General features: G+C 42.9%; 12 protein-coding genes. All 12 read right to left on the reverse strand.

Features of this window, described 5'->3' with window-relative positions; translation table 11 throughout:
• Positions 1-128 precede the first annotated feature (128 nt).
• The 12 genes from ACYQ3Q_RS04155 to ACYQ3Q_RS04210 all read right to left on the reverse strand — a co-directional run bounded on the left by ACYQ3Q_RS04155 (position 129) and on the right by ACYQ3Q_RS04210 (position 13,314).
• On the reverse strand, positions 129-1,112 hold the full coding sequence (locus tag ACYQ3Q_RS04155) for a glycyl-radical enzyme activating protein (RefSeq protein WP_459927391.1): 984 nt from the start codon (positions 1,110-1,112) through the stop codon (positions 129-131).
• Between the two features lie 180 nt (positions 1,113-1,292).
• On the reverse strand, positions 1,293-2,030 hold the full coding sequence (locus ACYQ3Q_RS04160; RefSeq protein ID WP_459927392.1) for an ABC transporter ATP-binding protein: 738 nt from the start codon (positions 2,028-2,030) through the stop codon (positions 1,293-1,295).
• A gap of 15 nt (positions 2,031-2,045) precedes the next feature.
• Complete coding sequence (locus ACYQ3Q_RS04165) at positions 2,046-2,828, reverse strand: ABC transporter ATP-binding protein (RefSeq protein WP_459927393.1); 783 nt, start codon at positions 2,826-2,828, stop codon at positions 2,046-2,048.
• Between the two features lie 2 nt (positions 2,829-2,830).
• Positions 2,831-3,799 carry a branched-chain amino acid ABC transporter permease gene (locus ACYQ3Q_RS04170; protein WP_459927394.1) on the reverse strand — a complete coding sequence of 323 codons (969 nt, stop codon included), beginning with the start codon at positions 3,797-3,799 and terminating at the stop codon, positions 2,831-2,833.
• 13 nt (positions 3,800-3,812) lie between these two features.
• Positions 3,813-4,694 carry a branched-chain amino acid ABC transporter permease gene (locus tag ACYQ3Q_RS04175; RefSeq protein WP_459927395.1) on the reverse strand — a complete coding sequence of 294 codons (882 nt, stop codon included), beginning with the start codon at positions 4,692-4,694 and terminating at the stop codon, positions 3,813-3,815.
• 142 nt (positions 4,695-4,836) lie between these two features.
• Positions 4,837-6,033, reverse strand: a complete 1,197-nt coding sequence (locus ACYQ3Q_RS04180) for an ABC transporter substrate-binding protein (RefSeq protein ID WP_459927396.1) — start codon at positions 6,031-6,033, stop codon at positions 4,837-4,839.
• Positions 6,034-6,279: 246 nt separating this feature from the next.
• The gene (locus ACYQ3Q_RS04185) at positions 6,280-8,472 is read right to left on the reverse strand and encodes a DNA topoisomerase III (RefSeq protein WP_459927397.1); all 2,193 of its coding nucleotides are present in this window, start codon (positions 8,470-8,472) and stop codon (positions 6,280-6,282) included.
• Positions 8,473-8,612: 140 nt separating this feature from the next.
• Positions 8,613-9,563, reverse strand: coding sequence for a DMT family transporter (locus ACYQ3Q_RS04190; protein WP_459927398.1), 951 nt, complete (start codon positions 9,561-9,563; stop codon positions 8,613-8,615).
• Between the two features lie 151 nt (positions 9,564-9,714).
• Positions 9,715-10,170: a YbaK/EbsC family protein gene (locus tag ACYQ3Q_RS04195; protein ID WP_459927399.1), complete on the reverse strand. Its 456-nt coding sequence runs from the start codon at positions 10,168-10,170 to the stop codon at positions 9,715-9,717.
• Between the two features lie 16 nt (positions 10,171-10,186).
• Complete coding sequence (locus ACYQ3Q_RS04200; protein WP_459927578.1) at positions 10,187-11,578, reverse strand: aspartate kinase; 1,392 nt, start codon at positions 11,576-11,578, stop codon at positions 10,187-10,189.
• Between the two features lie 147 nt (positions 11,579-11,725).
• On the reverse strand, positions 11,726-12,481 hold the full coding sequence (locus ACYQ3Q_RS04205; RefSeq protein ID WP_459927400.1) for a phosphatase: 756 nt from the start codon (positions 12,479-12,481) through the stop codon (positions 11,726-11,728).
• A gap of 245 nt (positions 12,482-12,726) precedes the next feature.
• The gene (locus ACYQ3Q_RS04210) at positions 12,727-13,314 is read right to left on the reverse strand and encodes a hypothetical protein (RefSeq protein ID WP_459927401.1); all 588 of its coding nucleotides are present in this window, start codon (positions 13,312-13,314) and stop codon (positions 12,727-12,729) included.
• Between the last annotated feature and the right edge of the window lie 150 nt (positions 13,315-13,464).

Genomic DNA, 13,464 nt, shown 5'->3' on the forward strand with positions numbered 1-13,464 from the left:
TATAGTACAGTATAGTCTAATTAACCGCTTCTTTGCACTGGTCTAATTATACCTTAATAGATCGTACCTGTTGACTAATTTTTACTTTTCATTTGCGGGCGAGAACCTAATGACAATGGCAAATTATATCAACCTCCGATTTTAACCTTCAGCCCAAACTGCTCCAACTTCTGAGCGATCTGTACCATACGCTCATTGTCTGGGGACTGTAGATCAGGCAGACGATACTCCAGACCAAGCCGCTCGTACTTATCCACCCCAGCCTTATGATAGGGCAAGCAATGAATTACCTTCACACGTTTTAGAGAAGCAACAAATTCCCCTAATTGTTGGAGATTGTCCTCATCGTCATTGATTCCCGGAATGATCGCTACTCGAACAATGACTTGGGGATGGTTCTCGGCAAGCCAGCGTAAGTTGGCTAAAATTAGCTCATTAGAAACCCCGGTTACAGCTTGATGCTTTCGACTATTCATGAGTTTTAAATCATACAAAAAGAGATCCACGTAAGGGCTGATCATTTTCAAGGAGTCCGGTTTGACAAACCCACAGGTCTCTATTGCTGTATGGATTTCCTTATTATGGCATTCTTTGAGAATTTCTAACACAAAGTCAGGCTGCAACAGCGCTTCTCCACCGGAAAACGTGACTCCGCCTCCCGATTCGTCATAGAATATCAAGTCTTTCTCAATCTCAGCCATGACTTCGCTCACGGACATTGTTTTAGCTACAAGTTCTCTTCCACCAGTATGGCATACCTTAGCACATTCCCCACAAGCCCTGCACTGATTTCTCAAATAACTAAATATCCCCTTAGACTGAGTCACTGCTCCGTGCGAGCAGACCTCTAAACATTGCCCACAACCGACGCATCTGTCTGGGCGAAACATCAACTCTTGTCCATATTTCTGCCCCTCAGGGTTATGACACCATGGGCAGTCGAGGGGGCAACCCTTCAAAAAAGCCGTCGTCCGTATACCTGGCCCGTCGTGAATGGAATACTTCATGATATTAAAGATCATGCCCGTAATCATAGTTCCACCAACTCTCACTATTGAACACAATTCTGCAGATAGGGGTAACGTTTCACCTTCGGCTGAACCATTATTCAAAATGATATAATTATACTATACCTTTTAATTCTCCGTGAATCCCATAGTTCCTCTAAAAATGAGGAAAACTTACGATAGTAGAACAAAGTAAAACAGCAGATCCTTGTAATCTGCTGTTTTACTCTATTCGTAACCTATGCTATTTGACTTACCAAAAAAAATACTGATTTCTTAAAAAAATTATTCTCCGAGGTAAGACTTACGTATATCCTCATTTTGAGCCAGGTCTCGAGCCAGGCCTTCTAGCACGATCGTTCCTGTCTCTAGGACATAAGCCCGGTTGGAAATTTCTAGTGCCAGGTGGGCGTTCTGCTCGACTAGGAGAATCGTGGTTCCTGCCGAATTAATATCTTCGATTATATGGAAGATCTCTTCGACTAACATCGGTGCCAAGCCCATGCTCGGCTCATCTAGAATTAATAGGCTCGGACTAGCCATCAGAGCCCTGCCCATAGCGAGCATTTGCTGTTCCCCACCGGATAAAGTACCTGACACCTGTTTAATTCTCTCCTTTAACCTAGGAAAGTGATGATACACCCGGTCGAAGTCTGCCTGTCCAGGCTTACCCTTTCGACTATGGGCACCCATGAGCAGGTTTTCGTAGACCGTCATCTGTGGAAACACTCGGCGTCCTTCCGGTATATGGGATAGACCCATCTCCACTATTTTATAAGGGGGCATGCTTTCGTATTTGCGGCTTCCTTCTCGCATTCCATAAATATACTCTTCCTTAAATATAACCTTACTGTCTTTATTAGAGGGTTTCAAAAGTCCTGAGATTGTGCGCAGGGTTGTACTCTTTCCAGCTCCATTGGCGCCGATCAAGGCAACAATCTCTCCTTCTTTTACTTCAAGGGAAATACCATGTAAAGCCTTAATCGAGCCGTAGCATACATCAACTTTTTCTAACTTCAACATGTCTTGGTCTCCTCTCTAGCGCCGGATTCTGCTTTTAAATTGACCGGAGCCCAAGTATGCTTCGATTACAGCTTTATTACTGCGAACCTCTAGAGGGGTTCCCTCAGCAATTTTTTTACCATAATCGAGCACAGCGATTCTCTCAGAAATATTCATAACCAGCTTCATATCGTGTTCTACCAGAAATATCGTGATCCCTGTATCGCGAATTCTGCGAATCATTTCCATTAAGACTAGTTTTTCCTGAGGATTCATCCCTGCAGCAGGCTCATCAAGAAGAAGTATCTTGGGTTTGGAAACTAAAGCTCTGGCAATTTCCAAACGTCTCTGTTCTCCATACGAGAGATTTTTAGCCATTTCCTCCCGTTTCCCTGCCAAATCCAGAAATTCCAGCGCTCTAATCGAGTTTTCTTCTAGTTCGGCTTCCTCACGTTTCATACTGGGCAACCGAGTTAAGGCATGAAATAAACCTGCTTTTCCTCGACAGTGGCCACCAATTTTAACATTATCTAAGACAGAAAGCTCACTGAACAGGCGGATCGTTTGGAAGGTTCTAGTAATGCCCATATCCGCAATCCTATGCGTAGGGATCCCAACTAAAGGCTTGCCATCAAACGATATCGCGCCCTCGGTAGGTTGATATATACTTGTGATCAGGTTAAACACAGTACTTTTACCCGCTCCATTGGGCCCTATCAAGGCCAGTATTTCGCCCTGCTTAACTTCTAGGTTTACAGTATCAACCGCAGTCAAACCGCCAAAGCGGATGGTAACATTATCTAATTTTAGTAGGCTCACCTTTATTCCCCCCGTCCGGCCTGTTTTTTCTTGGGCCACATGATTGCCCGACGAACGGCCTGCCTTAAGTTGACTCCGCCCATTAACCCATAGGGACGGAAAATCATGATCACAACCAGCAGGACACCGTATACCATCATCCTATAGTTGGACAGTGGCCTCAAGATTTCAGGAGCCGCTGTCAGCACTATTGCACCAATAATCGTGCCAGGAATACTCCCCAGACCACCCAGCACAACAATACTCAAAATATCAATGGACTTAAGAAAGCCAAAATCGGTGGGTTGAATAAAGGTGGTCGTATGGGCAAACAGAGCGCCCCCCACCCCAGCACAAAAAGCGCCAATGGCGAAGGCCTGAATCTTATACAGAGTGGTGTTAATTCCTACCGCGGAGGAAGCCACCTCATCTTCCCGAATAGCAAGCATTGCCCGGCCATTTCGGGAATTTTCTAACCATACCATAGCGCAAATTACTATGACCGCTATGGTCATAACGATCGGGAAGGTTGTTGCTCCCTCAATCCCCAAGAAACCGATGGCACCATTAGTTATTTTCATATTGGTGAATTGGACCCTAACAATTTCAGCAAAGCCCAGCGTCGCAATCGCTAAATAATCCCCCGTTAGACGCAAGGTTGGAAATCCAATGATGATACCCACTAGACCCGCAACAAGGCCACCAATCAAAACTCCAAGTAAGAAAGGGAGGTCATAATTCACAGTCGCAATTGCCGAAGCATAAGCACCAATACTCATAAAAGCTGCATGACCTAGGGTCAGCTGACCCGTTACCCCCGTAATCAGGTTTAAGCCCAGAGCCATGATTAAATTAATGCCTATAAACAAGCCAATCATTAGAATATAGGGTGGAGTGATGTCGTTAATGATTTGTGCCACGATAACAGTCAAGCCAAGCATGCTCAGGAACAGCAAAACTTGAACAATCCAATTGTTTAATAATTTTTTCATTGCCATTCCCTCCTTACACCTTCTTATTGGCTTTACGTCCCATAATTCCAGACGGTTTAAACAAGAGCACCAATATCAGGATGGTAAAGGCGAAGGCATCCTTGTACTCGGATAAATTCACAGTGATTCCCATTATTTCAGCCATACCGATCATTAGCCCCCCGATCATGGCCCCAGGTATGCTTCCGATTCCGCCAAGGACTGCAGCAGCGAACGCTTTAAGACCTGCCAAAAGCCCCATATATGGCTGAACAGCGTTAAAATAAATACCTGCTAACACCCCAGCGGTTCCTGCTAAGCCGGATCCAATAGCAAATGTGATCGATACAACTCGGTCAACATTCACCCCCATAAGCTTCGCAGCATCCTGATCTTGAGAGCAAGCACGCATAGAACGGCCAGTTTTAGTATAGTTTACAAAAAGGTGTAATCCAAGCATCAAGAGAGCGGCAACTCCGATAATCACAATTTGATAAATAGTAATTTGAAAACTTCCTATTTCAAAAATTTTGTTTTCAAACAGTTTAGGGAAACCCCTAGTATTAGGACCCTTCACTCGAACCATGAAGGAAGATAGAAAGATGGATACCCCAATCGCACTGATCAGCGCCGAAAGTCGCGATGAGCGGCGTAACGGTTTATAAGCAACTCGCTCAATAACAACTCCAAGCACCATGGTTATAAGCGTCGCGCCCAGTAAAGCCACGTAAACATTGACATAATTAGTCAGCGCCAAAACTAGGCCAGCATATGCACCAAACATAAATATTTCGCCATAAGCGAAATTAATCATGCCGATAATACCGTACACCATGGTGTAGCCTAAGGCAATGAGTGCATAAATGCTACCCAGGGCGAGCCCGTTGACCAGTTGCTGCATAATATTGTTAAACATTGGCCCCCTCCTTAAACTAAAAAAACATAATACCATAACAAAAACACTAAATAACTTTGAACAATTAGTAGCAGCACCGATCCCTGGGACCTAGTGCTGCTACTAATCTGACAGTTAAGAAACGTAAATAGGAAAAATTCGATTACTTAACTTCAACAGGAACTTTCTTCAGAAGGGCGAACTTGCCACCTTTAACTTCTAGCAGATATACTGGGCTCTTAATAGGTTCACGGGAAGCCTGGAACGTGATGGTGCCTGATACGCCATCGTAGGCTTTGGTCTTAGCGAGGGTATCCTTAAATTTCTCTGGATCTGCACTATTAGCATCTTTGATAGCTTTAGCAATCAGCATCAGAGCATCATACCCCTGAGCAGCGAAAAGATCCGGTAATTCATTGTTATATTTTGCTTTGAAAGCGTTAATGAACTTTTCAGTATTTGGAGTTGGTTGTTCAGGGGAGAAACCAGCATAGGAGATTGAGCCTTCCACAGCAGCTCCACCAATTTTCATCAGATCGTCTCCTTGGAGACCATCTCCTCCAACCATAACAGCCTTGATTCCAACTTCACGAGCTTTCTTCATGATTAAAGCTCCCTCAGTATAATAACCAGAAAAGACAATTACATCAGGGTTTGCTGCTTTAATTTTAGTGATTTGACCACTAAAATCAGTGTCTTTATCTTGAATGAACTCCTCGATGACTACTTTACCACCGTTATCATTGATAGCTTTTGTAAAGATTTTGGACAAGGATACACTATAATCATTGTTCTTGGAAGTAATTAAGGCAACGTTTTTCCAGCCTTTTTCCTTAATTACGTATTGCATGGTTGCTGGAGCAGCAATCGTGTCCAACAGGGTATCCCGGAAAACATAGGGTCCGATTTCCACAACGTCCGTACCAGTAGACCCTGCTGACATTATGACCGTCTTTTTGCTGTTGGCAATAGATCCGGCCACACGGGTAATTCCTGTCGTAGGATCACCGATGATGGCTACAACCTTGTCTTGGCTAATGAGCTTATTGGTGATGTTGATTGCTTGATCCTTTTGTCCTGCATTATCCTCTTCTACCAGCGCTACCTTACGTCCAAGAACACCCTCTTTATTGAGTTCAGCAATTGCCATGTTCAAACCTTTTAATGTGTTCAATCCGTAGATTGCCACATCCCCAGTCTTGGCACCTAGGAAACCAATCTTAATAGGTTCTTTGCTTGCTGCTGCTTCCGGAGCGGGTGCGGGTGTTGCAGGCTTACTCGCACCGCATCCACTAACCATGATCAAAGCGGACATAATTAAACTCATGGCAACTAGGGCTTTACTCTTCTTGCGAATCATTTTTTTCCTCCTTCTATTTTGGGATTTACATAAGTAATATTAGACAGAATATTAGAAATCCCTGCAAGCATTTCAAAAAAGCATAATATTATTTTGCAATAAGACTTCTTTCTACTTGAGTAGATACCCTCTCTGATGCTTCTAAGAGTAATTGATAGAGATGGAACCTGCAATGAGTAATTTTACCAAATCCAGTTAATCTATAGAACATCAAATCCTTCTTAGGGACGATTCCGAGAAAGTTAGTTAGCCCTTCAGCTTTAATTTCGCTAAGGCATCCGCTAGAGCAGTATTAATCGGTCCGTTATCCTGTTGGTTCTGTAAATATTTACCGACATCCCTCTTGTTGAGATTCCCCTTCTCAGCTTCTCTTCGTTTCGTAAAAGCAGAGAGCTTTTCACGAAACCCACAACTGCATGAGAATAATTTATTATCCCCGTCTCCCTTGATCTCCATCTTTTTATGACATTCAGGACATCTCGCGTTAGAAATTTGAGAGAGCCCTTTTCGATAACCGCATTCCCGATCTTGACAGACAAGCAGCTCACCCTTTTTCCCTTTGACCTGCAAAAGATATTTTCCACACTCTGGGCACTTATTCCTCGTCAAGTTATCATGCTTAAAGCTCTGCTCACTACCAATCACCGTGGATACCAATTGGGTGGCGTACCCCCTGATTCCCGTGAGGAAAATTTGACGACTAGCTCGACCTTTGCTGATCTCAGTCAATTGTTGTTCCCACTTAGCGGTCAGTTCCGGTGACTTTAGTTCAGGAGGCACTAAGCTAATAAGTTGAATCCCCTTAGAGGTGGGAATAATCTCTTTCCCTTGACGATTCATATAAAACGAATTGAAAAGCTTTTCAATAATTTCGGCTCGGGTTGCAGGGGTTCCCAGTCCATGGCTTTGGTCCATCGCTTCTCGGAGTTTTTGGTCTTCGATCAATTTTCCCGGATGTTCCATAGCAGAAAGTAGTGTGGCCTCGGTATGTCTGGCCGGAGGTTTAGTTTTACCTGCCACTAACTTAGCGGCTAGATTTTTCAGCATCTCCCCCTTGCGGATTTCTGGGAGAGTGTGCTCTGAATCTCCATCGCCATCTTCGGATGGATCATCTAGATTTACGGAGCCTTGTCCTTCATAGACCTTCCGCCAACCTTTTAACTGAACGACCTTCCCTTTGACCGTAAAAATTTCCCCTTTTATGCTAACCTTAACCAGGGTCTGTTCATATTCGAACGCCGGAGAAAGAACGGCAAGAAACCGCCTAACGATTAAATCGTAAATTTTCAGTTCTTCCGAACCAAGCCTAGCTAGCGTAGGAGGTTGTTCGGTTGGAATAATTGCATGATGGTCTGACACTTTAGAACCGTCCACGAACCGTTTCGTGATGCTAAGTTTAGTTCTCAAGATATTGCGCGCTAATTCAACATAAGGTCCCAGAGCAATACTTTTTAGGCGTTCTGGTAAAGTGCTGACAATGTCCTCACTGATATGTCGGGAATCCGTACGCGGATAGGTCACTAACTTATGATTCTCGTAGAGTTGCTGCATCACAGAGGAGGTTGTTTTGGCAGAGAATCCATACTTGCGATTAGCATCCCGTTGCAGTTCCGTTAGATCGTAGGCTAGGGGAGGGAGTTCTTTTTTGGCTTCTTTCTTAACCTCGATGACATCCCCCGTTTGTCCCATCACTTTCGCCAACAAGCCCTCCGCTTTGTTTCTATCAAAAATGCGGGTTTGACCTTTCTGATCTTGCCAGTGAAGAGTAAAGCCATTTCCTAAGACATTGATTGACCAATAGTCTTTAGGAACAAACTGTTTAATTTCATTTTCTCGGGCCACAACCATCGCCAAAGTGGGTGTTTGTACTCTGCCAGCGGAGAGTTGGGCATTATATTTACACGTCAAAGCCCTAGTGACATTCAACCCGATTAACCAATCCGCTTCCGCGCGACATTCTGCCGCAGCGAATAATGGCTCGTAATCTTTGCCAGGTTTTAAATTGTTAAATCCTTCTTTTATGGCGCGTTCGGTTAAAGAAGAGATCCACAAACGTTTAATGGGTTTTCGCCAACCCGCTTTTTGCATAATCCAGCGTGCGACAAGCTCGCCTTCTCGCCCGGCGTCCGTAGCGATGATAAGATCCGTTATTTCCGGACTCTTCATCAGATTCTTAACCACGCCAAATTGTTTGGAGGTTTCTTTCATAACCACTAAGTCCATCTTCGTTGGAAGCATAGGTAGGTCATCCATCTTCCAAGTTTTATATTTCTCATCATAGGCTTCTGGATCTGCCAGCGTCACTAAATGTCCTAGGGCCCATACCACAACGTATCTTGAGCCTATGAAACAGCCATTGCCCTTCTGGTTGCAATTGAGGATTTTTGCAATTTCACGACCCACTGACGGTTTCTCCGTTAATACTAGCGTCTTTCCCATGTTATAACTTCCCATCTTTTATAGTCTCACGTTTTTCCCAGAAATCTACCATCTGTTGGTTGCAATACACATCACTTTATCTGCCGGTGGCATATCCTTCAACCCTAACTTCAGCTTTCTACAAGGTCAATCAGCCTTGATCAAGGGTCCCTCCGTTGGTAATTCACTACAATTACCCCTAAGGCAACTAATGCTAAAGCCAAAAACATATTTAAAGTCAATCGTTCGCCCGGAATGAACATGGCGGATAAGATAGCTCCTGAAACGGGGGTCATGAATTTAAAGACACTGATTTCTCCCGCTTTGTTGCCTTTTAAAATTGCATACCAGAGAGAAAAAGCAGTTGCCGAGAGAACTGCTGAATACAAGAGCAGAATGAACGCTCTGTTCGTAAAAAGCATAGCCTGAGGTTTCAGCCCAGGTAGCCCGACCGCGATCAGAAGTAAGGACCCTAAAAGCATTTGCCAAGCCGTCAGAATAAAGGGATGAAGCTCTTTTGACATTCGTTTTGCTAAGATAGTTCCCAGAGCACCCACCAGACCCGATAAAATCATAAATCCTTCGCCCTGCCAAGTGAAATTTAACGTAAAGTTTTGTCCAGAATTAACTAAGATAATTCCTGCGAAACCTGCGACTAAGCCTACTATTTTACGCAGGTCTAATCGGTCATCACGATAAACGAAGTGAGCTAAAACGACCACAAAGAAAATACCCGCTGACGATAAAACAGCACCTTTCATTCCTGTGGTATGAGCTAATCCGTTATAAAAAAAGAAGTACAACAAACTAATTTGTAGTAGCCCTAGCAAAAAAAGCTGAGGTAGCATTTTTAGTTTTACTTTGGGTGACAAACGCAATCCAAAAATAATTAAGGCAAAAATAAGCAGGGCAGCTAAAAAAAATCGTAATCCTGCGAGTACAATAATCGCGGAGCGATCTCCGGTCGCTATGCCAAGCTCTTCATAACTGACTTTCAAAACTGGAAAGGCGCTTCCCCATAGAACAGCGCAAAATAGGGCAATAACAATAACCCAAAACCTGTTAGTTAAGTAGAATCCATAATTGCGTTCTTTACTTCTAATCAAGTTCATTTATGTCCTTCCTAGGAAAGATTCTGTATTCTATTCCTAAATAATAAGGCTTAGCAGAGAAATGGTCAAACATTGAAAAAAGAGAACCTAGTAAGGTCCTCCGAGAAAAGCAACCTAGATTGTGAGTCAAAGATCGATCATTATCCAATAACTATGTCGTCACCTGAACCCACTGACCCGCAGTTAGTTCCTCCAGTTCAGCCACGTTTAACTTTATGGCAGTATTTGAGGCACCGGCCGCAGGGAAAACATGGGTATATGATTGCAGGGAATAATCCAGATAAATAGGTATCGGCTGAATTAACCCGAATGGACAAACTCCCCCTACAGGATGCCCAGTCGCCTCGGATACCTCCTTAGCCTCGGGCATCTTTGCCTTGGTATAAAAGATTTCTTTAAACTTCTTATTGTCCAGCCGCTTATCCCCAGCCATGAGGATCATGATAAAATCTTCCTTGACTTTAAAGAGCAGTGACTTGGCAATTTCACCTTGAGTTACGCCTAAGGCCTCCGCTGCTTTTGATACTGTACTTGTATCCTCAAAGCTTAATATCTCAATTTCCTTTTTGTTCTGCCTTAAAAATGCCGCTACGGATTCTACCGACATAACCTAACCCCTCCGATTACACGTGATTCGCCCAGCATAAATCTTCATTTAAACAGATGATTGCTTTAGCATACATTCCCCGATCAATCACAAATTGCATGTTCACCTGGCGTAAGGACTGCGACACACACTTGATGTTGATGTTATTTTTAGCCAAGGCATTAGCGGCTCTAGCGAGAATCCGAGGCATTGCAATATTCGACCCGATTGCACAAACAATCGCAGCCTCCTGTACGGTAACCGTTCGGTATTCAGCTTGAAGTTCAGACACCAAAGATTCAGCGAGATCTGCCTGCCAAATTACAAGTGAGATACTATTCGCATTGGTGGTTTTCATAATATAGCTAATATTATACTTTTTAAACTTTTTCATAATGTCTAAATCAAACCCAGATTCTCCGACCATAGAAGTATCATGGATTTCCAAAACAACAATTTTATCCGACCCGGCAATGATTTCTATCTTCGCTTCAGGACCTATATAGTCATTGGAAATAACAGTTCCCGGGTGGGTAGGTTCAAAGGTATTTTTAATACGCAGGTTAATCCCCGCAATTTCTAACGGCTTAGACGCATTAGGATGGATGGCCTCCATTCCAATGTCAGCAAGTTGATCCGCAACATCATAATTCGTCCTACCTACCGGAATTGCTTTATCGACACCCACTATTTTAGGATCGGCTGATGATAAATGATACTCCTTGTGGATAATTGCCTCATCCGCGGCTAAGTGAGTTGCAATTTTAGAAAAGGTAATTTCTGAGTACCCTCTTTCGTATTGCCTCATAATCCCTTCAGTCCCTTTGGTATATCCAGTAGCAACGATGATTGCTTCGTGAGGATTAACGTTCTTAAAGGATTTTTCTATACGATCGCTGATCGAGAGTTGCTTAGAATCACGGAAACCCGTTAAATCTACCAACTCCGCGAGAATACCGTTATTGCGCAGGATATTCACCGTGTTAAAGGCGGAATGAGCTTCTCCGATCGATGCCAGTAACTCCCTAGCCGCCGAGTAGATACTGTCTCTTCCGACATACCCTGAAGCAATAATATCCTCCATACTATTCAGATAGGCTTTCGTCTGCATAACACGTTCTACTATGAATACTCGACAAACTTTAGGGTTTAAACCTAGGTCTATAAACGTATCATTAAGTTTAAGGGCCTCACTTAATAGTTCATCCATGGCCGTTTCATAGTCTTCCCCTTTTATAAAACGTTGGTAGATTCCCGCAGCTTTAGTCTTTTTATCTTCAAGCAGCATATTCGTTACCCCTGCGTAGGCAGAGACGACAAACACCCTACCATAACGAAAATCTTCTGAACTTGGGAAGCCAATTATGTCATTAAGCACAGTCTGAAATTGGAGCATTGATGTACCACCGATTTTTTCTACAGTTAGCATAATAAAATCCGAACCCCTCTTCTGTTTCTTTTTCTCCATTTAAGCATTATTCGTCAGAATTTAGGATATTCCTTCAACTCTTGCGAAATAAGTCCAATCCCTCCACTTCAAAAAGGAAAAGCCAACCTCACTCTAAGCAATGCTTTGTTATGATTTAGGTGATAATGGATCAATGAGTGGTCGATGTTTACGGCGTGTCGCCAAGTAATCAAGCACTCGCTCAGGTGAAGTATTAAGAATCTGGTGCTGAGAAATCCCTGCCTCACGAACTAATTCCAGGGCTTCACTGAATTCACCGACTCGATCCCAAAAATGTGCATCACTGCCTAAAATCACGGGGCCTTTGAACTTGGCAAGATAACGGGCAATAAAACGGCAATTCTGTTGGGCTCCACTTTTTTCTTTGATTGTGGAAAGTGAACTATTGTTTATCTCAACCGGAACATTTAGAAGAGCCGAGGCATAGGCAATTCGCTCAAGATCCATTTCAAAATGTGGACGTCCCGGATGGACCATCATATCCGTATATGGGTTTTCCATCGCTTTAATAAAGGCTTGCGTATTTTGTTCACTTGTACCTCCAGGATAGCAGATCGGATGAAGTCCAACAAGAACCAGCTTCAGCTTAGCTAAATATGGGATGGGCATATCTAACTCACCTTCATAGTTCGTAATATTTGCTTCAACCCCTGGTAATAGTTTCACCCCAGAAATTTCATCAGGAAGAATTGACAAATTACCAAAATGGTATAGATGAGGTGCCCCTGGCATACTTGGACCATGGTCCGTCATTCCCATCAATTTGAGCCCTTTGCGAGAGGCTGCTTGCGCATTTTCAGTAATAGTACTGTAGGCATGTCCACTTGTAATGGTATGAGTATGCAAGTCAACCAATAGTTCCATTTTAATCACCTCATTTTATATTATCAGGCAAACCTTGGTTTGGATCTTAATATTTTTAGCTAATTCTATATTATACTTTGTGTGTAAAGTCCAAATTATGCTGAGGTTAAGGATCTGTTAAAATATAAATAGATCATCGCTTTTAAATTTTCTTTACTGCTTAACTATAATATAGGAAAAAGAGACCTGCAATAGGAATAGGCCACGACACTTCGTCGTGGCCTATTCCTATCTCTAGTTTGATACTAATCCCGACTTAGATAGCGGCTTGAATTTGCTAACATAAACAATGGGTTTCTCAAATAATCGATGGGATATAAATCATCCCTTGCAGAAATCAGCGCCATTATCTTCCCGATTTTTGATAATGGATCAATAGCAACGATCACAAAAGCATCTTTTTCAGAGGTTAAAGGATAGATAACATTGTTTTTATTCAGAACATCATGATAGGCATCTAGCGTAAGCATCCTGAAATCACTGTTCCGCCAACGTATATCGTAAAGCTTAAAGGCCTGATGGGCCACTAACGGTAAAAAAGTTTCTTCAGTTAAATACAATTCGATTCCCATCATGTAACCTTCACTATCTAGGTCATTCCAATATTCACAATGAAACGATTTATCCACTGACTCTCTATACGTCTTCGTTGCTAAACGCATTTGACTCAAACTTTGACCCATGCTATGCCATTTAATTCTTGGAATGCTAAGACTGTTCACATCATAGTAAAGCCCGATATCGCTTTTCTCGAGGGTATACTCGTCAGTCGTTTGATTAGGCATAAGGTAGATATAGCCCATTTGCATGTTGTTATCGCAGGTAATAAGCACGGAACATCCCCCCCAAAGCTTCATATGCCAGCTTGTCTGGTTGATTGTTTACACTTTATATTATCTAATTATTCTATCACTGTTTCTGCGTAAGTGCACATTTTTCCTGCAATCAAACTGTATACAATTTTCGACACCGAAATAACGAGC

The organism is Desulfosporosinus burensis, assembly GCF_054657535.1.